Source organism: Pseudomonas sp. S2_H10, assembly GCF_054668285.1.
The window spans coordinates 6,372,878-6,390,700 of the sequence record NZ_CP162754.1 but is presented as its reverse complement, the minus strand read 5'-3'; the positions used below and the strand labels follow the sequence as shown (position 1 = coordinate 6,390,700).

Here is a 17,823-nt window from a genome sequence, read left to right as displayed (position 1 = left end):
GCCGCCGGCGAGGTAAAGCTTAGATGCCGAAACGGTCACGCAGCGAGTAGTACACGGCGCCGAGGGCGGTCAGCGGGGCCGAGAAGGTGCGCCCGCCGATCATCGGCATGTGCGGCAAGGAGGCAAACGCGTCGAAGCGCTCGGCGTCGCCACGGATCATTTCCGAGATCAGTTTGCCGGCCAGGTGCGAGCAGGTTACGCCGTGGCCACTGTAGCCCTGCATGTAGTAGGCGTTTTTCTCGATACGGCCGAATTGCGGCATGCGTGACATGGTCAGCAGGAAGTTGCCGGTCCAGCGGTAGTCGATCTTCACGTCCTTCAATTGCGGGAAGGTCTTGAGGATTTTCGGGCGGATCAGTTGTTCGATGTCGTCCGGCTCGCGTGCACCGTAGACCACGCCACCGCCGTACAGCAGGCGGTTGTCCGCGGTCAGGCGGTAGTAGTCGAGCAGGTAGTTGCAGTCTTCGACGCAGTAGTTGTTCTTGATCAGGCTGCGCGCTTGCTGCTCCGACAACGGCTCGGTGACGACGATCTGCGAACCGCACGGCATGCTCTTGCTGGTCACGCGGTTGTCCAGGCCCTGCGGCAGGTAGGCGTTACCGGCGATCAGCAGGTACTTGGCCTTCACCAGGCCCTTGGCGGTGCGCACGGTGATGGGTTCGCCGTAGGTGATTTCCACCGCCGCCGATTGCTCGTAGATCTTGCCGCCCAGGCCGATGATGGCCGAGGCCTCACCGAGGGCCAGGTTCAGCGGGTGAATGTGGCCGCCCTGCATGTCCAGCAGGCCGCCGACGTAGGCATCGGAACCGACTTCGCGCTTGATGTCGGCCGCGTCGAGCATTTTCAGGTTCTTGTTGCCGTAGCGCTCCCAGCTCTTCTTCTGCTCAGCCAGGCCCTTGAGCTGCTTCTTGTTCATCGCCGCGAAGATACCGCCGGGACGGTAGTCGCACTGGATGTCGTAGTGCTGTATGCGCTGACGAATGATGTCGGCGCCTTCGAAAATCATGCTGCCGAGGACTTCGGCGGTCTTGTCGCCGTAGCGCTCTTCGATGACGTCGACGTCGCGGCTGTAGGAGTTGACCAGTTGGCCGCCGTTGCGACCGCTGGCGCCGAAACCGACCTTGGCCGCTTCGAGCACGGTCACGCTGTAGCCCGCTTCGGCGAGGAACAGGGCCGAGGACAGGCCAGTGTAGCCGGCACCGATCACGCAGACGTCGCAGTCCACCGCCCCTTCCAGCACCGGGAAGTCGCCGGTGAAGTTGCGGGTGGCGGCGTAGTAGCTGTTTACATGCTGTTGATTAGAAGTGCTGTGTTTCATAAATTTCTCCGATGGCCGCCGCAAGTTGCCGGCGACCGCCGCTTTATTGTTATTAGAGCTTGATCCAGGTCGCTTTGAGTTCGGTGTACTTGTCGAACGCGTGCAGCGATTTGTCCCGACCGTTGCCCGATTGCTTGAACCCGCCGAACGGTGCGGTCATGTCGCCGCCGTCGTACTGGTTGACCCAGACGCTGCCGGCACGCAAGGCACGGGCGAAGGTATGGGCCTTGCTCAGGTTGCTGGTCCAGACGCCGGCGGCCAGGCCGTAGATGCTGTCGTTGGCAATCGCCAAAGCCTCTTCAGTCGTGTCGAAGGTGATGACCGACAGCACCGGGCCGAAGATTTCTTCCTGGGCGATGGTCATGGCGTTGGTCACGCCGTCGAAAATCGTCGGTTCCACGTACTGGCCACCGGTGTCTTCGAGGGTGCGGCTGCCGCCGGCGATCAACTGAGCGCCCTGCTCTTTGCCGATCCCGATGTAGCGCAGCACGTTGTCCAGTTGACGCTGGTCGACGACCGCGCCGACCGTGGTCGCAGGATCGAGCGCATGCCCTGGCTTCCACGCTTGCAGTGCTTCCACCAACAGCGGAATGAATTGCTCGCGGATCGAACGCTCCACCAGCAACCGCGAACCGGCGGTGCAGACTTCGCCCTGGTTGAAGGCAATGGCACCGGCCGCCGCTTGTGCAGCGGCGCGCAGGTCCGGCGCATCGGCGAACACCACGTTCGCGCTCTTGCCGCCGGCTTCAGCCCAGACGCGTTTCATGTTGCTTTGCCCGGCGTAGATCATCAACTGCTTGGCAATCGCCGTGGACCCGGTGAAGGCCAGCACGTCGACGTCCATGTGCAACGCCAGCGCCTTGCCCACGGTGTGGCCGTAGCCCGGCAAGACGTTGAACACGCCTTTCGGGATGCCGGCATCGAGTGCCAGCTGGGCGATGCGGATCGCCGTCAACGGCGACTTTTCCGAAGGCTTGAGGATGAACGAGTTGCCCATCGCCAGGGCCGGGGCGAATTTCCAACTGGCCATGATCAGCGGGAAGTTCCACGGCACGATGGCCGCGACCACGCCGGCCGCTTCGCGCGTCACCAGACCCAGCTGGTCCTGAGGCGTGGCGGCGACTTCGTCGTAGATCTTGTCGATGGCTTCGGCGGTCCAGCGGATCGCGTTGGCGGTCGCCGGAATGTCGATGCTCATGGAGTCGCTGATCGGCTTGCCCATGTCGAGGGTTTCGAGCAGGGCCAGCTCTTCCTGGTTGGCCAGGATCAGATCGGCGAAACGGATCAGGATGCGCTTGCGCTCGGCCGGGGCCAGGTTGGCCCAGACGCCGGATTCGAACGCACGGCCCGCGACGGCGACTGCCGCATTGGCGTCGGCTTCGTCGGTGCTGGCGACGTTGGCCAGGAAACGACCGTCCACCGGGCTCAGGCATTCGAACGTGGCGCCACTGGCGGCCGCGCAGTATTGGCCGTCAATGAATGCGCGACCTTCAATGGAGAGGGACTGGAAGCGTTGCTCCCAATCGCTGCGAGTGTTTGTCATGGTTGTGACTCGACGCAGGGGAATTGAGTGATCGTCGGACGAACGCCCGCCCAATCAAAAAATGAAATGCGATCATTGTAGGAGCCGGCTTGCTGGCGAAAGCGGTGTGTCAGGCGCCATCGATGCTGGAAGGTCCGACGCTATCGCCAGCAAGCCGGCTCCTACAGTGGGCGGCGTACAAAGGTTTTGTGTACGCCGCCAACGCCATCAAACGGTGTGCAGGTACCAGTTGTACTCAAGGTCGGAGATGGAGTTCTCGAACTCGGCCAGCTCGCTTTCCTTGCACGCCACGAACACGTCGATGTACAGCGGGTCGATGTACTTGGCCATGACTTCGCTGTCGTCCAGCTCGCGCAGTGCGTCGCGCAGGTTGTTCGGCAGGCTCTGCTCGTTCTGCTCGTAGCTGTTGCCTTCCACCGGGGCGCCCGGCTCGATCTGGTTGGTCAGGCCGTGGTGCACGCCCGCCAGGACCGACGCCATCAGCAGGTACGGGTTGGCATCGGCGCCCGCTACGCGGTGTTCGATGCGCACCGAGTCCGGCGAACCGGTCGGCACACGTACCGCGACGGTGCGGTTGTCGATGCCCCAGCTCGGCGAGTTCGGCACGTAGAACTGTGCGCCGAAACGACGGTAGGAGTTGACGTTCGGGCAGAGGAACGCCATCTGCGCCGGCAGGGTCTCGAGCACACCGCCGATCGCGTGTCGCAGCGCGGCGTTCTGCTCGGGATCCTCGCTGGCAAAGATGTTGTTGCCTTCCTTGTCGAGAATCGAAATGTGCACGTGCAGACCGTTACCCGCCTGGCCCGGATACGGCTTGGCCATGAAGGTGGTGTCCATCTCGTGGTCGTAGGCGATGTTCTTCACCAGACGCTTGAGCAGGACCGCGTAGTCGCACGCCTTGATCGGGTCAGCCACGTGATGCAGGTTGACTTCGAACTGCGCCGGGGCGCTTTCCTTGACGATGGCGTCAGCCGGGATGCCCTGCTCTTTCGCGCCTTCGAGGATGTCTTGCAGGCAGTCGACGTATTCGTCGAGGTCGTCAATCAGGTACACCTGGGTCGACATCGGACGCTTGCCGGAAACCGGCGAACGTGGCGATTGCGGACGACCGTTCACGTTGTCCTGGTCGATCAGGTAGAACTCCAGCTCGAACGCGGCGCAGATGGTCAGGCCCATGTCGTCGAACTTGCGCACGACATTGGCCAGCACTTCACGCGGGTCGGCGAAGAATGGCTGGCCCTCGAGTTCGTGCATGGTCATCAGCAGTTGCGCAGTCGGGCGCTTCTGCCAGGGTTCGATGCTCAGGGTGCCCGGGATTGGGTAGCAGATCCGGTCGGAGTCGCCGATGTCCAGACCCAGGCCGGTGCTTTCCACCGTGGAGCCATTGATGTCCAGAGCAAACAGAGACGCCGGCAGGTTGATGCCTTTCTCGTAAACCTTATGAAGACTGGTGCGTTCGATGCGCTTGCCGCGCACCACACCGTTCATATCCGCAATCAGAAGGTCGACGTACAAAACCTCAGGATATTTCTTAAGGAATGCGTTTGCTTCGTTGAGTTGAACGGTACGCAGGGGGACCGACATGTTGCACCTATTTAGCTGTTAATTATTATGTTCACTGCCCTTTCACGAGCCCAGTCAATCCGAAAGGCAAAGTGAAGTCAATAGCGAACACCTGGCCTTTCAGCGTTTATTTTCGGGCACTTCAGAGGCACGAGAGTGCCAGATACTCCCCAAAACGCCCGTAAATCCTGAAGATCGGACGTGCGGCGTTTAGAATTTTTTACATGAGAGTTGTTAATTAAAATCAACAAGGCTAAGCTCCGGAAAAGCTCGTTCAAGTGTGAAACTTCGAGGTGATAAAAATGGCATTCAAGCCATTGATCGGCGTTACAGCGTGCGTCAAACAGATTGGCCTGCACCCCTACCACATCAGCGGTGACAAGTACTTGCGTGCTGTCAGCGTTGCGGCGCTGGGGCTGCCTGTCGTTATTCCTTCCCTGGGCGACCTGACCGAAATCGATGATCTGCTCCCGCAGCTCGACGGTCTGTTGCTGACCGGCTCGCCGTCGAACGTGGAACCCTTCCACTATCAAGGCCCGGACAGCGCCCCCGGTACGGATCATGATCCGGCGCGGGATGCCACCACCCTTCCCCTGATCCGCGCCGCTATTGCAGCGGGCGTTCCGGTGCTCGGCATCTGCCGTGGTTTCCAGGAAATGAACGTGGCGTTCGGTGGCAGCCTGCATCAGAAAGTCCATGAGCTGCCGGGCTTCCTCGATCACCGTGAAGCCAACCACCCGGACCTGGCCGTGCAATACGCAGCGGCCCATGCGGTGGATGTGCAGCCCGGCGGTGTGTTCCAGGCGCTGGACCTGCCACCGGTGTTCCAGGTCAATTCGATTCACAGCCAGGGCATCGACCGCCTCGCGCCCGGCCTGCGCGCCGAAGCCGTCGCGCCCGATGGCCTGATCGAGGCGATCTCGGTCGAGCACAGCAAGGCCTTCGCCCTCGGCGTGCAATGGCACCCGGAATGGCAAGTGCTGGATAACCCTCCTTACTTGAGTATTTTCCAGGCGTTCGGCGAAGCCTGCCGGCAACGGGCGGCTCTGCGTCACTCGAGCTGACGACCCAACCCACATTCAACGATTGACTGCCCACGCGAGCGGGCAGGCGCTTTTGCGCGTCCCGCTCGCCAGAACAACACACTGCGATAACAACAAGTACTACCAGGCAGCCAGGACGGCGGCGCCGAATCAACCCGGGACGGGAAACGCAATTCCCTGTAGGAGCGAGCCTGCTCGCGATGGATGTCCGGACAGCGCGGGCATTCAGACTGCCAGCGTCATCGTTGGCGACCATCGCGAGCAGGCTCGCTCCTACAGAGAGGCGGCGTCGACTCCGGGTTTGCAATCCACTATTAAGCCGGGCCGTGTTGGCCGGGCGACTGAAACCTGTTGGGAGTTTCAAATGGCAAACGCCTCCAGCATTTACAGGAAGGCAATTGAAGGTCACCAGGCACCGAAAAAGGTGTTGGTGAAAGTCGATCGCGTCACCAAGAAATTCGACGAAACCACCGCAGTGGACGATGTGTCCCTGGAAATCCACCAGGGTGAAATCTTCGCCCTGCTCGGCGGTTCCGGCTCCGGCAAATCGACGCTGCTGCGCATGCTCGCCGGTTTCGAGCGCCCGACCGAAGGCCGGATTCTGCTCGACGGTGTCGACATCACCGACATGCCGCCGTACGAACGACCGATCAACATGATGTTCCAGTCCTATGCCCTGTTCCCGCACATGACGGTGGCGCAGAACATCGCCTTTGGCCTCAAGCAGGACCGTTTGCCAGCGGCCGAAATCGACGCCCGCGTGCAGGAAATGCTGCGCCTGGTGCACATGACCCAGTACGCCAAGCGCAAACCGCACCAACTGTCCGGCGGCCAGCGCCAGCGCGTGGCCCTGGCCCGTTCCCTGGCCAAGCGTCCGAAGCTGTTGCTGCTCGACGAACCGATGGGTGCACTGGATAAGAAGCTGCGCTCGCAGATGCAGCTGGAGCTGGTGGAAATCATCGAGCGCGTCGGCGTGACCTGCGTGATGGTGACCCACGACCAGGAAGAGGCCATGACCATGGCCGAGCGCATCGCGATCATGCACCTGGGCTGGATCGCCCAGATCGGCAGCCCGGTCGACATCTATGAAGCACCGGTCAGCCGCATGGTCTGCGAATTCATCGGCAACGTGAACGCCTTCGACGGCACCGTGGTCGAGGACCTGGAAGGTCACGCGATCATTCACAGCCCGGACCTGGAGCAGAAGATCTACGTCGGTCACGGCGTCAGCACCTCGGTGCAGGACAAGTCGATCACCTACGCGATCCGCCCGGAAAAACTGCTGGTCAGCACCGTCAAGCCGGACAACCGCTACAACTGGTCCAGCGGCAAGGTGCATGACATCGCCTACCTCGGCGGTCACTCGGTGTTCTACGTCGAACTGCCTGGCGGCAAGATCGTCCAGTCGTTCATGGCCAACGCCGAACGCCGTGGTGCACGTCCGACCTGGGACGATCAGGTCTACGTGTGGTGGGAAGACGACAGCGGCGTGGTACTGCGCGCATGAAAACCTTCAATCAGCAATTCCTGAGACTGGTCCCCAGCGGGCGCAAGCTCGTCATCGGGATTCCATTCATCTGGCTGTTCCTGTTCTTCATGTTGCCGTTCTTCCTGGTGATGAAGATCAGCTTCTCGGAAGCGGCCCTGGCCATTCCGCCCTACTCGGAGATCTACACCTTCGCCGAGCAGAAATTCCAGCTGATGCTCAACATCGGCAACTACACCCTGCTGGGCGAGGATGTGCTGTACCTCTCCGCCTACCTGGGTTCGTTGAAGGTCGCGTTTTTCAGCACGCTGATGTGCCTGGTGATCGGTTTTCCGATGGCCTACGCCATCACCAAGGCCAGCAAGGAAGCGCAGAACGTGCTGATGCTGCTGATCATGATGCCGACCTGGACCGCGATCCTGATCCGCGTTTATGCGTGGATGGGCATCCTCAGCAACAACGGCCTGCTCAACGGTTTCCTGATGTGGACCGGGCTGACGTCGCACCCGATCGAGATCCTCAACACCAACACCGCCGTCTACATCGGCGTGGTGTATGCGTACCTGCCGTTCATGGTGCTGCCGCTGTACGCCAACCTGGTCAAGCACGACCAGAGCCTGCTGGAAGCCGCGTCCGACCTGGGTTCGAGCACCTTCAACAGCTTCTGGAAAATCACCGTGCCCTTGGCCAAGAACGGCATCATCGCCGGCTGCATGCTGGTGTTCATTCCGGTGGTCGGTGAGTTCGTGATTCCGGAACTGCTCGGCGGTCCCGAAACCCTGATGATCGGCCGTGTGTTGTGGCAAGAGTTCTTCAACAACCGCGACTGGCCGGTGGCGTCCGCCCTGGCGGTGGTGATGCTGTTGATCCTGATTGTGCCGATTCTGCTGTTCAACCGCAGCCAGGCCAAAGAGATGGAGGCACGGGGATGAAACGCTTCGGATTTTCAAAGTTCATGCTGATTTTCGGCCTGTCGTTCATCTACCTGCCGATGCTGATCCTGGTGATCTACTCGTTCAACGCCTCCAAGCTGGTGACGGTGTGGGGTGGCTGGTCGTTCAAGTGGTATGCCGGTTTGTTGGATAACAGCCAACTGATGGGCTCGGTGGGACGCTCGCTGGAAATCGCCTGCTACACCGCCATCGCAGCCGTTGCACTGGGGACGCTGGCCGCGTTCGTGCTGACCCGCGTTACCCGCTTCAAGGGCCGCACGCTGTTCGGTGGCCTGGTCACCGCGCCGCTGGTGATGCCTGAGGTGATCACCGGTCTGTCGCTGTTGCTGCTGTTCGTGGCCATGGCGCAGATGATCGGCTGGCCGATGGAGCGTGGCATCGTCACCATCTGGATCGCCCACACCACGTTTTGTGCTGCCTACGTGGCGGTGGTAGTCTCCGCCCGCCTCCGCGAGCTGGACCTGTCCATCGAAGAAGCGGCCATGGACCTGGGTGCGAAGCCATTCAAGGTGTTTTTCCTGATCACCATTCCGATGATCGCGCCGTCACTGGCGGCCGGCGGCATGATGTCGTTCGCCCTGTCGCTGGATGACCTGGTGCTGGCGAGCTTCGTATCCGGCCCGGGTTCCACGACCCTGCCGATGGAAGTGTTCTCGGCGGTGCGTCTGGGCGTGAAGCCCGAGATCAACGCCGTGGCCAGCCTGATCCTGTTGGCGGTTTCCATCGTGACCTTCATGGTCTGGTACTTCAGCCGCCGCGCCGAAGAAAGCCGCAAGCGCGCGATCCAGGAAGCCATGGACCAGACCGCCAGCGAATCCTGGCAGCAACCGAAAAAACAAATGGCAGGCGCAACGGCCTGATGCCCCCCTGTAGGAGCGAGCCTGCTCGCGATGGAGGTAAACGATGGCGTTGGCTGTCTGAATCAACGCGGCGTCCTTGCGTTTTTCGCGAGCAGGCTCGCTCCTACAAATGTTTGCTATGTGATTTTGAATAAAAAAGAAATGGAGTTGTACCGATGAAAATGCTTGGCAGGACTCTGCTGACACTGTCCTTATTGGGCGCAATCGCCACGGGCGCCCAGGCCAATGACAAGGTTCTGCGCGTCTATAACTGGTCGGATTACATTGGCCCGGACACCGTCAAGAAGTTCGAAGACGAGACCGGCATCCAGGTGACCTACGATGTCTTCGACAGTAACGAAACCCTTGAAGCACGCCTGCTCGCGGGCAAATCCGGCTACGACATCGTCGTGCCGTCCAACAGTTTCCTGGCCAAGCAGATCAAGGCCGGCGTCTATCAGGAACTGGACAAGTCGAAGTTGTCGAACTGGAAAAACCTCAACCAGGTGCTGCTGAAAAACGCCTCCGCGAGCGATCCCGACAACGCCCACGCCATCCCCTACATGTGGGGCTCGATCGGCATCGGCTTCAACCCGGCGAAGGTCAAGGAAGTGCTCGGCGCCAATGCCCCGACGGACTCCTGGGACCTGCTGTTCAAACCGGAAAACGCCGAGAAGCTCAAAGCCTGCGGCATCAGCTTCCTCGACTCGCCGACCGAAATGATCCCGACCGCCCTGCACTACCTGGGCTACCCGGTGAACGATCAGGACAAACAACACATCGCCGAAGCAGAGGCGCTGTTCATGAAGATTCGCCCGAACGTGGCGTACTTCCATTCGTCGAAATACATCTCCGACCTGGCCAACGGCAACATCTGCGTGGCCGTCGGTTACTCCGGCGACGTGCTGCAGGCCAAGGCCCGCGCCCAGGAAGCCGGGGACAAAGTGAAGATCGACTACAGCATCCCGAAAGAAGGCGCGGCCAGCTTCTACGACATGCTCGCCATCCCGCGCGATGCCGCCAACGTCGAGAACGCTTACCTGTTCATGAATTTCCTGATGCGCCCCGACGTGATCGCCGACATCACCAACAGCATCGGCTACAGCAACGCCAACGCGGCGGCCACGCCACTGGTGGATGAAGCCATCCGCAACGAACCGGGCTCCTACCCGTCGGAAGCGGTGATGGCCACGCTCTATGCCGTGCCGGACCAGCCGATCGCCGTTCAGCGGGTCATGACCCGTGGCTGGACCAAGGTGAAGTTGGGCCAATAATTCACTCGAAATCGCCATCGCGAGCAAGCTCGCTCCCACAGGTACGGCATGTACCTTGAGGTCCCCGGGATCCCTGTGGGAGCGAGCTTGCTCGCGATGGGGCCCTCACATCCAACACAGATTTCAGCTTTACCCATTTCCGTTCACGCAGCGCCTTACCACCGCTGCCTCTCCTGCAAGTAGAACGGCCTCACCTGGCTCCCTCGGTTCAGGTGAATGTTGGCGCCCTCGGGCGCCTTTTTTTATTGGGGACCGTTCAACGGCCATTCGGCCAGTGCCCGATAACGGCCCTTGTGGGATTCGAACAGAGTGAAGCGCTCGGCGCTCAGGAAGAACTCCGGTGCGGTCGGGGACTCCGGTACCGACGCCCGATAGTCCCGCGCCAGGGTCAGGTGCGGACGGTATTCCCTCGGCGCTTGCTCCAGTGCGAACGGCAACATCGCCTGTTCCAGGTCATACACCAGGCGCAACAATGCCGGGGGCGCCTGCTCTGGCGCAAGCACCAGCGCCCCTGCCCTGCGCCACACGTCCAGCCGATCCAGTTGCACCGTCAAACGCTCGCCCGGCACGCGGATGGACGCCGCGGCGGTGCAGATCTCGGCGATCTGCGCCACCGCCACCGCCCCCAGAAACTTCAGCGTCAGGTGAAAGTTGTCCGCCGGCACCGGCCGTCCGTTGCGCAACTGCAGCGCACTGCGCCACCGGGCTATCTCCCGGCGCTGGGCCGGGGCGCAGTCCAGCGCAAAGAACAGGCGCTTGAACGGCTCGCGCGTTTCGTCGTTCATGCCGCACTCCTTGATCAAAGACTGTCTGAGTGTACTCAACACCCGCCAGCCGGCCAGCGCATTTGTGGCGCCGGGCGGCTGGCGAGTTATAGTTCTGGCATCCCGCAAAACCGGAGGGGACCATGCGACAGATCATCAGCAAAGAGCCCTGGTGGGCCAGACCGCCCGAACCAGGTCAGGATGAACTCAAGCTGGAATGGGGCTGGCTGGTGCATTACAGCGAAGGTGAGCCGCGCTTCGAGTTCGTCCGCGAGCGGCCGACGGACGACGAGATCCGCCAGCGCAAGAGTTGCAGGATCACCCCGACGCCGGAGTGATCCCGCGTGCGGCGTCAGGCCTGGAGGAGTACTTCGAACCCGCCATAGACCATGCGCTGGCCATCGAAGGGCATCGGATTGACGTCTGGCTTCATGCGCGGATCCTGCATCATCTTGTCCATTCCGGCATTGCGGGTGTCCTTGTCCGGCCAGATGATCCAGCCAAAGGCGACGGTTTCACCTTCCTTGAGCTTCACCGACATTGGAAACGAGGTGAACTTGCCTTCGGGGACATCCTCGCCCCAGCATTCGACCACGCTCAAGGCACCGTTTTCCTTGAAGACCGAAGCGGCGATTCTGGCGTGCGTGAGGTATTGCGCACGGTTGGCGGTGGGTACGGCAGCAATGAAACCATCGACATAAGACATGAGTGTTTCTCCTTGGGTCATGGGGTGTTCTGCTGGGTAGTCGGTTGCGCCGGCGTCCATTCGACAGTGCCGGCGCTCAAACCGACCGGCGGTTGTGCACTGCCGCCCAGATTGCCTTCGATCTGCCCCGCCATGTACAGCGTGCCGGCCATGACACCGGTGGTCGGGTTCTGCACCAGTTTCATCCAGGCCTTGTCGAAGGTGTTGCCCAGGCTGCTGCGGATCAACGCCTCGCTGTCTGGCCGGTCGTTGGCCTGAATGATCGCGCGTATGGCCGCTACACCGACGGTGATCAAGCCGCCGGCGATTCTCCCGGCGGCGGCGGCCACGGCACTCGCGGCCCCGCGCGGGGCCATCTCGGCTTCCATGCGCTGGCTGGCGCGCTTGGCCACCGGCGCCATCGCGGTGTCGGTCGAACCCACGCCCTTGTCACCGCCGGCCTTGTGGATCTTGTCGATCAACGCGGCGAAGGCCGGCAATGAGTTCAGCTGTTCGGTATGCACGATCTGGTACAACGAAGCATCCCGCGCCGGCGGCGGCCCGAGGGCGATGGCCGGGACTTTCTGGATGCGCCCGTTGAGCTGGGCCATCGGCACGCCGTGGCGGGTGGAGATTTTCTGCAGTTCTTCCTTGAGGATGTCGACGTAGAACGCCGCGGCCAGGCCAAGAATCGCATCGGGATCGATTTCCGCCGCCACCGGGGCCAGGACCTTATCCTGATAGGCTTCGAGCAGGTACGCCGCCAGGCGCTTGGCCGAGGCATCCTGCTCACCCTCGGCGCTGAGGTTGTACCAGCTGACCTTCACCGACAGCCATTCCTGGGTCCAGTAACTGCTGAACCATGGAATGAAATTCTCTTCGGTCAACTCATAGACTCGCGTGCGCCAGTATTCCATGGCGCCGCGGGCGTAGATTCGGGTCTGCTCGGTGGCCGACTGCGACGCGGCGACGATCTCCTGGTCCACTTGCTGCCAGGTGCTGGCCGGGACCATTACCGACGGTGCCTCCACCGGGGCACGGGGCGGCGTGGCGCATCCCGCCAACACCACCAGCACGGCGACGATCAGTGAACGCAGGTTCACGATGGTGGCTTCCTACAGTTGTCATCGAACCGGAGGCTCGGTGATTGGAAAATCTCTGTTTTGAGTATAGGTGGCCGCATGCACTTGCCCGCGATGGGGCCCGTATCAACAGCACAAAAACCACCATCACTGGCGTCGATAATCACCATCGCCGCGATTGCCTTCCGCTTGCCGGCCGTCAGCGTAGGATCGATCCCAAGCCAACACGAAACCCCGATCCGGAGGGGAACATCATGCTGATCCATCTGCTGACCTGCCTGGCCCTGACGGCGTTCACCCTGAGCGTGTTTGCCTGGTACGTCCTGAGCGAGGAGCAAACATCATGATCCACACCGTTACCCTCGCCGTGCGTTTTGCGCAGTTCGGCAACAATTTCTACGCGCAGGAATTCGAGTCACGTAAAGAGTTGACCCTGCTGTTCGACGAGAAGTTCGAGGCGTTGCTGATGCCCGCCGCCGACCATCATTTCAGCAACGAAGTGGTCGGAATAAACGATCAGTTCCGTTTTTTGAATGACCTGCTGGTCGAGCATCTGCTGGACGTCGAGCTGGCAAAAGGGGCGGCCCGTTCGTTCGGGTTCTGATCGCGACCACCGGTCATTCCGTGTTTCACAGCCAAGGCTACGCTTAACCCTGTGCTGTGAAATTGCATATTTTGCTGCACTATCACAGCACGCATCGACCAACCGGCCTTCAAGCAGCAATGTTTGAAGGCTTTTTTGTTGGCACGCGATATGCCCGCCTCTTGACTGCCTCCCTAAGTTAAATCGAGCCGATCCAACGATGGACATTCTGAATTTACTGGCCCACAAAGCGCAGCCTCTGACCAGCAGCCTGAGCATGAACGGGCAGCTCATCGACCTGTCCGCCAGCCTGAGCGATCAACTGGGTTACGCGCCGCAAGAGCTCTCCGGGCAACCGATCGAACGCATTTTCAACGTCGAATCGGTGCGCACCCTCAAGTCGCTGTTCGCCAACCCTCCCGCCGACGAGCAGGTGCACAGCCTGGAGCTGACCCTGATCCGCCACAACGGCGGCCTGCTGCATGTGGTCGCCTGCGGCCTGTTGGAGTGGCGCACCGTGGAAGCGGCGCGCCTGCACCTGCTGAAAATCCCCCTCGGTGCCCTCGGTCATCGCTTGCGCGAAATGCACAACGCCAATGAAGTCATGAGCCAGATGCTGCAAAGCGCCAAGGTCGCGTACTGGTGCATCGAGTTCGCCGAGGCAGTGGACATCAATCATTCCCCGGATGAAATCGTTCGTCAGGTGTTCGAAAACGACTCCCACTGGCGCCTGTGCAACCGTGCCATGGCCGACGTCTACGAGATGCCGTCGGACGTCGATTTCAACCAGCAACCGGTTCGCCTGTACTGGCCGCGCAGCCCGGCCAACGAAGAGTTCGTACGACGCCTGATCGAGGCCGGATTCCATGTCGACTGCGCACTGTCGGTGGATCGCCGCCACGACGGCTCGCCGGCCTACGTCGAGAACGATGTGCGGGCGACCATCGTCAACGGTCACCTGCTGCGCATGTGGGGCAGCATCCGCGACGTCAGCCAGGAGCTGCGCATGCAGCACGACGCCGAGCAGCGCATCGATGCCCTGCGCCGCGTGTTCGACGCGGTGCCGGATGCGGTGCTGGTGATCGACGAACACCTGCAACCGCAATGGCGCAACGCCGCGTTCGAGGAAACCTTCGGCATCACCCACGGCGCCGGCATCGCGCGCCTGCTGCTGGACAACGGGTTACCCGAACGCACCTGGCATACGCTGCCCCTGCCCGACCTGCGCGGACGTGAGCGGAGTTTCAACGTGCACTGTTCGCGCATCCTGATTCGCGAAGGCGTGGCCTGGCGCGTCGCCGTGCTACGCGAAAGCCGCCAGGGTATGCGCCGCGTCGAAGAGTTGCACCCATGAAAGACAAGAACCTGCCCCCGACGATGCAGATGGGCATGCGCTCCTCGGTCAACGTCAGTAGCGAAGTGCTCAGTGCATTGCTGGAGACGCCGGCATTGCATGCCCTGCTCGACAGCTTCGGCGAGGCACTGATCATCAGCGATAACGAAGGCCGGGTGCGCTTTCTCAACCTGGCGGCCGAGCGCGTCAATCGATTATCCAAACAGCAAGCCATCGGCCTGTCCGACAATGAATTTTTCCAGCGTTCGGCGTTGAACTATGACGACTTGCTGGTAGCCCTGAATCGCGGGGGCAACAGCGCCCTGACCCGCTCCCGGGAAGGTCGCGTGCTGCTCAGCAGCACCCACGCCATTCCTACCGGCGCCTATGAAAAACCGTTCAGGATGCTGACCCAGAAAGATTTCGACGGCAGCCAGCAGCCACGACGTCCGGCGATGGGCGGCCGACCTCTGGAACCCCAGGGATTGCGCGACCCACAGGACAATGCACTGCACCTGTCGCCGCAACTGTCGAGCATCGCCGATACCGGCGTGCGTGCATTCCGCCGCCGCGCGCGATTGCTGTTGCTGGGTGAACCCGGGGTCGGCAAGACCGCCATCGCCCGGCATATCCATCGCGCCGCCGGATGGGGTGACAGGCCCTTCATTCACGTCAACTGCGGCAGCATTCCCGAGAGTCTGTTCGAATCGGAGATGTTCGGTTATGAGCGCGGCGCCTTTACCGGTGCCTTGCAGGGCGGCAAGCAAGGCTATATCGAGGCGGCGTCGGGCGGCACCCTGTTCCTCGACGAGATCGGCGAAATTCCGCTGCATGTGCAGGCTAAACTGCTCAAGTTTCTCGAAGACAGCACGATTCAGTCGGTCGGCTCGCCCCTGAGCAAAACCGTACAGGTGCAGGTCATTGCCGCCACCAACAAGGACTTGCGTCGCCTGGTGGACAGCGGCGAGTTTCGCGCCGACCTTTACTATCGCCTGGCGGTGCTGCCTGTGGAAATTCCGCCGCTGCGCGAACATCGCGATGACCTGCCGTTTCTCATCGATATCCTGCTGAGCCGTATCAATGGAGACCGCGAGCCGTCGCTGAGCCTGTCTGCCGGTTGCCGCAAGCGCCTGTTGAGCTACGACTACCCGGGCAACATCCGCGAACTGGTGAACATCTTCGAACGCCTCGCAGTGCTCGCCGACGATGAGGCGCAGGAACATCACCTGCCACGTGAGTTGCTCGAACCCGCGCGGCGAATTCAGCCTTTGATTGCTTCAGCGGCGGACGAAGAAGCAGAGGACAATCCCGAGCAGAATCTCAAGCTCCAGGTTCAACGCTTCGAGCGCCAGGTCATCCTCCAGGCGGTGGCGTTGTGCGGCAGCAAACGCAAGGCGGCGCAGCACCTGGGCATCGACATCGGCACGCTGATTCGCAAGCTGCAGCGCGATTGACCCCAAAACACGGCCCTTTGTAGGAGCTGGCTTGTCAGCGATAGCGGTAGATCAGCCAACCTCTTTGTTGAGCCTGAAGACGCCATCGCCGGCAAGCCGGCTCCTACAGTTACCCGTTTGCTGCGGAAAGCGCTGCAAAAACGCCTACACATCTAGTTACTCTTGCCTATCACCCCGCCAAATAAAATAAATAAACCCTTTAAATTCAATACGTTGAATAACTGGCACGACCTGTGCTCCTGCTACCTGCAACCCACCACCGTTGGGCTTTGCATCAGGGCCGGCGTTTATACGCCGCGCCGGTAGCCAGGAGGAAAAATAATAATGTTGATCACCGGGATCAAAAGCCGGCCAGTCTATGACCGGCTGCAACCCTTGCCGGGAGGCAGGCGGCACATCATTGCCGGTCAAGGCAGTGGCGGTCGCGCCATGTTGCGCTTGCTGGACGAAATGACCGGGCTGGATGGCCCCATCACCCTGCTGTACTCGCGAGAGTCGTTTTCCGGCCAGGACTTCCTGACCGAACTGCAGCGCTACCCGGATCATGAGCTGCGTCCGTACGCCAGCAACCAGGCATTGATCGATGACCTGAACAACCTGCTGGTCGATGCGCGCATGGGCACCCGCCTGTACCTCGCAGGCTCCGAAAGCTACCTGGGCAGCGCCATGCAAGTGGCTACCCGCTTCGACCTCAATCGCGACGAAGTGCTGCGCGAACACTCAGGCACTCTGGTGCGCCGGGTGTGGTGCGTGCACTGCGACACCTACACCGAAAACGTCACCCAACGCGTCTACGACTGCCCCGGTTGCAGCCTGACGCTGGTGGTGCGCGATCACTATTCCCGGCGATTGGCGGCGTTTCAGGCGGTCAAGGCCGACGCCGAAGTGCCGGGAGAATTGCCGCCAGCCGAGGAGCTCGATACATGAGCCAGAACAACGGAACCTTGAACCTGCGCGTGGCCCGCATCGAATCGGTGACCCCGGAGATCAAGCGCTTCACCCTGGTCTCGCCGAGCGGCGAGCACCTGCCGGCGTTCTCCGGCGGCAGCCATGTCGTGGTGTTGGTCGCCAATTCTGACAAGACCTTGCGCAACCCCTATTCGCTGCTCAGTTCGCCCTACGACACCAGCAGTTATCAGATCGCCGTGCGCCGCGTCGACAGCGGTCGTGGAGGTTCGGTGGCGCTGCACGACAACGTCAATGAAGGCGACCTGATCGAGGTCACGCCACCGGTCAACCTGTTCCCGCTGATCAAACAGGCGCGCCTGCACCTGTTCATCGCCGGGGGGGTCGGCATCACGCCGGTGATCTCGCAACTGGAAGAACTGCGCCTGAGCAAAGTGCCGTTCGAACTGCATTACGCGGTGCGCGGTGAAGAACACGCGCAATTGGGCAAAGAGCTTCAGGCGACCTATGGCGAGCAGGTTCACCTGTACCGCAAAGGCGTGGAGTCGCGCATGGAGATCGGCCAGATCCTTGCCGGTCGACCGCTGGGCAGCCACGTCTACGTGTGCGGCCCGGACAGCATGATCGACGCCACCCTGGCCTGTGCCCGCGACCTGGGCTGGACCGACAGCCACGTGCACTACGAGCGTTTCCTTGAGCAAGGCAGCGGCGGCGAGGCTTTCAGTTTCACCCTCGGCCGCAGCGGCACGACCATCGAAGTCTCGCCTGACCAGACCATGCTCGAAGCGGTGGAAGCCGCCGGTTTCAGCATGCCCTACCTGTGTCGCGGCGGCGCTTGTGGCCACTGCGAAACCACCGTCCTGGAACTGGACGGCGAGTTGCTGCACACCGACGACTGGCTGTCCGACGAAGACAAGGCCAGCCGCAAGAAAATCATGCCGTGCGTATCGCGCGCCCAATGCAATCGCCTGGTCATCGACCTCTGATCGGAAGACAT

The 17,823-nt window shown here is 61.4% G+C and carries 17 protein-coding genes; 11 read left to right on the top strand and 6 right to left on the bottom strand.

The annotated features are described in order from the left end of the window. Positions 1–19: 19 nt before the first annotated feature. The 3 genes from AB4O16_RS29010 to AB4O16_RS29000 form a co-directional block, all read right to left on the bottom strand. The gene (locus AB4O16_RS29010) at positions 20–1,318 is read right to left on the bottom strand and encodes an NAD(P)/FAD-dependent oxidoreductase (RefSeq protein ID WP_460156475.1); all 1,299 of its coding nucleotides are present in this window, start codon (positions 1,316–1,318) and stop codon (positions 20–22) included. A gap of 52 nt (positions 1,319–1,370) precedes the next feature. Next, a complete protein-coding gene (locus tag AB4O16_RS29005; protein WP_460156474.1) occupies positions 1,371–2,861 on the bottom strand; it encodes an aldehyde dehydrogenase in 1,491 nt (496 codons plus the stop codon). Positions 2,862–3,068: 207 nt separating this feature from the next. Next, the gene (locus AB4O16_RS29000; RefSeq protein WP_046042407.1) at positions 3,069–4,445 is read right to left on the bottom strand and encodes a glutamine synthetase family protein; all 1,377 of its coding nucleotides are present in this window, start codon (positions 4,443–4,445) and stop codon (positions 3,069–3,071) included. 281 nt (positions 4,446–4,726) lie between these two features. Between AB4O16_RS29000 and AB4O16_RS28995 the strand changes: the two genes are divergently transcribed. The 5 genes from AB4O16_RS28995 (at position 4,727) to AB4O16_RS28975 (ending at position 10,019) form a co-directional block, all read left to right on the top strand. After that, the gene (locus AB4O16_RS28995; protein ID WP_460156473.1) at positions 4,727–5,488 is read left to right on the top strand and encodes a gamma-glutamyl-gamma-aminobutyrate hydrolase family protein; all 762 of its coding nucleotides are present in this window, start codon (positions 4,727–4,729) and stop codon (positions 5,486–5,488) included. Positions 5,489–5,831: 343 nt separating this feature from the next. Further along, positions 5,832–6,974 (top strand): polyamine ABC transporter ATP-binding protein, encoded by a 1,143-nt coding sequence (gene potA, locus AB4O16_RS28990; RefSeq protein ID WP_460156472.1) that lies wholly within the window; start codon positions 5,832–5,834, stop codon positions 6,972–6,974. Then, complete coding sequence (locus AB4O16_RS28985; RefSeq protein WP_160385824.1) at positions 6,971–7,885, top strand: ABC transporter permease subunit; 915 nt, start codon at positions 6,971–6,973, stop codon at positions 7,883–7,885. Before potA ends, AB4O16_RS28985 begins: the two co-directional genes overlap by 4 nt. Then, entirely contained in the window at positions 7,882–8,766 is an 885-nt protein-coding gene (locus AB4O16_RS28980) for an ABC transporter permease subunit (protein WP_150715041.1), read from the top strand. The genes AB4O16_RS28985 and AB4O16_RS28980 overlap by 4 nt, the downstream gene beginning before the upstream one ends. Before the next feature lie 155 nt (positions 8,767–8,921). Next, a complete protein-coding gene (locus AB4O16_RS28975; RefSeq protein ID WP_460156471.1) occupies positions 8,922–10,019 on the top strand; it encodes a polyamine ABC transporter substrate-binding protein in 1,098 nt (365 codons plus the stop codon). Positions 10,020–10,261: 242 nt separating this feature from the next. On the opposite strand, the gene thpR is transcribed toward AB4O16_RS28975, so the two are convergent. After that, positions 10,262–10,804 carry an RNA 2',3'-cyclic phosphodiesterase gene (gene thpR / locus AB4O16_RS28970; RefSeq protein WP_460156470.1) on the bottom strand — a complete coding sequence of 181 codons (543 nt, stop codon included), beginning with the start codon at positions 10,802–10,804 and terminating at the stop codon, positions 10,262–10,264. A 122-nt stretch (positions 10,805–10,926) separates the two neighbouring features. On the opposite strand from thpR, the gene AB4O16_RS28965 reads away from it, so the two are divergent. Beyond that, the gene (locus AB4O16_RS28965; protein ID WP_150715044.1) at positions 10,927–11,121 is read left to right on the top strand and encodes a hypothetical protein; all 195 of its coding nucleotides are present in this window, start codon (positions 10,927–10,929) and stop codon (positions 11,119–11,121) included. A 14-nt stretch (positions 11,122–11,135) separates the two neighbouring features. Here AB4O16_RS28965 and AB4O16_RS28960 read toward each other — a convergent pair whose 3' ends face one another. Beyond that, positions 11,136–11,489, bottom strand: coding sequence for a DUF1428 domain-containing protein (locus AB4O16_RS28960; protein WP_460156469.1), 354 nt, complete (start codon positions 11,487–11,489; stop codon positions 11,136–11,138). 17 nt (positions 11,490–11,506) lie between these two features. Next, positions 11,507–12,571 (bottom strand): hypothetical protein, encoded by a 1,065-nt coding sequence (locus AB4O16_RS28955; RefSeq protein ID WP_460156468.1) that lies wholly within the window; start codon positions 12,569–12,571, stop codon positions 11,507–11,509. Between the two features lie 322 nt (positions 12,572–12,893). On the opposite strand from AB4O16_RS28955, the gene AB4O16_RS28950 reads away from it, so the two are divergent. From AB4O16_RS28950 to AB4O16_RS28930, 5 genes are all read left to right on the top strand, one after another. Next, positions 12,894–13,154, top strand: coding sequence for a hypothetical protein (locus AB4O16_RS28950; RefSeq protein WP_460156467.1), 261 nt, complete (start codon positions 12,894–12,896; stop codon positions 13,152–13,154). 199 nt (positions 13,155–13,353) lie between these two features. Continuing rightward, complete coding sequence (locus AB4O16_RS28945; protein ID WP_160385830.1) at positions 13,354–14,487, top strand: PAS domain-containing protein; 1,134 nt, start codon at positions 13,354–13,356, stop codon at positions 14,485–14,487. Continuing rightward, positions 14,484–15,920 (top strand): sigma-54 interaction domain-containing protein, encoded by a 1,437-nt coding sequence (locus AB4O16_RS28940; RefSeq protein ID WP_160385831.1) that lies wholly within the window; start codon positions 14,484–14,486, stop codon positions 15,918–15,920. The genes AB4O16_RS28945 and AB4O16_RS28940 overlap by 4 nt, the downstream gene beginning before the upstream one ends. A gap of 324 nt (positions 15,921–16,244) precedes the next feature. Continuing rightward, positions 16,245–16,847: a dimethylamine monooxygenase subunit DmmA family protein gene (locus tag AB4O16_RS28935; RefSeq protein WP_460156466.1), complete on the top strand. Its 603-nt coding sequence runs from the start codon at positions 16,245–16,247 to the stop codon at positions 16,845–16,847. Continuing rightward, complete coding sequence (locus tag AB4O16_RS28930) at positions 16,844–17,812, top strand: PDR/VanB family oxidoreductase (protein WP_460156465.1); 969 nt, start codon at positions 16,844–16,846, stop codon at positions 17,810–17,812. The genes AB4O16_RS28935 and AB4O16_RS28930 overlap by 4 nt, the downstream gene beginning before the upstream one ends. The last annotated feature ends 11 nt before the right edge of the window (positions 17,813–17,823 follow it).

What these genes read in the sequence shown, in the direction of transcription:
- AB4O16_RS28975 (WP_460156471.1), top strand. Translation starts at nt 8,922, where the DNA reads ATGAAAATGCTTGGCAGGACTCTGCTGACACTGTCCTTATTGGGCGCA.
- AB4O16_RS28965 (WP_150715044.1), top strand. Translation starts at nt 10,927, where the DNA reads ATGCGACAGATCATCAGCAAAGAGCCCTGGTGGGCCAGACCGCCCGAA.
- AB4O16_RS29000 (WP_046042407.1), bottom strand. Translation starts at nt 4,445, where the DNA reads ATGTCGGTCCCCCTGCGTACCGTTCAACTCAACGAAGCAAACGCATTC.
- AB4O16_RS29005 (WP_460156474.1), bottom strand. Translation starts at nt 2,861, where the DNA reads ATGACAAACACTCGCAGCGATTGGGAGCAACGCTTCCAGTCCCTCTCC.
- AB4O16_RS28930 (WP_460156465.1), top strand. Translation starts at nt 16,844, where the DNA reads ATGAGCCAGAACAACGGAACCTTGAACCTGCGCGTGGCCCGCATCGAA.
- potA (WP_460156472.1), top strand. Translation starts at nt 5,832, where the DNA reads ATGGCAAACGCCTCCAGCATTTACAGGAAGGCAATTGAAGGTCACCAG.
- AB4O16_RS28960 (WP_460156469.1), bottom strand. Translation starts at nt 11,489, where the DNA reads ATGTCTTATGTCGATGGTTTCATTGCTGCCGTACCCACCGCCAACCGT.
- AB4O16_RS28945 (WP_160385830.1), top strand. Translation starts at nt 13,354, where the DNA reads ATGGACATTCTGAATTTACTGGCCCACAAAGCGCAGCCTCTGACCAGC.
- AB4O16_RS28935 (WP_460156466.1), top strand. Translation starts at nt 16,245, where the DNA reads ATGTTGATCACCGGGATCAAAAGCCGGCCAGTCTATGACCGGCTGCAA.
- AB4O16_RS28940 (WP_160385831.1), top strand. Translation starts at nt 14,484, where the DNA reads ATGAAAGACAAGAACCTGCCCCCGACGATGCAGATGGGCATGCGCTCC.
- AB4O16_RS28985 (WP_160385824.1), top strand. Translation starts at nt 6,971, where the DNA reads ATGAAAACCTTCAATCAGCAATTCCTGAGACTGGTCCCCAGCGGGCGC.
- AB4O16_RS28980 (WP_150715041.1), top strand. Translation starts at nt 7,882, where the DNA reads ATGAAACGCTTCGGATTTTCAAAGTTCATGCTGATTTTCGGCCTGTCG.
- AB4O16_RS29010 (WP_460156475.1), bottom strand. Translation starts at nt 1,318, where the DNA reads ATGAAACACAGCACTTCTAATCAACAGCATGTAAACAGCTACTACGCC.
- thpR (WP_460156470.1), bottom strand. Translation starts at nt 10,804, where the DNA reads ATGAACGACGAAACGCGCGAGCCGTTCAAGCGCCTGTTCTTTGCGCTG.
- AB4O16_RS28950 (WP_460156467.1), top strand. Translation starts at nt 12,894, where the DNA reads ATGATCCACACCGTTACCCTCGCCGTGCGTTTTGCGCAGTTCGGCAAC.
- AB4O16_RS28995 (WP_460156473.1), top strand. Translation starts at nt 4,727, where the DNA reads ATGGCATTCAAGCCATTGATCGGCGTTACAGCGTGCGTCAAACAGATT.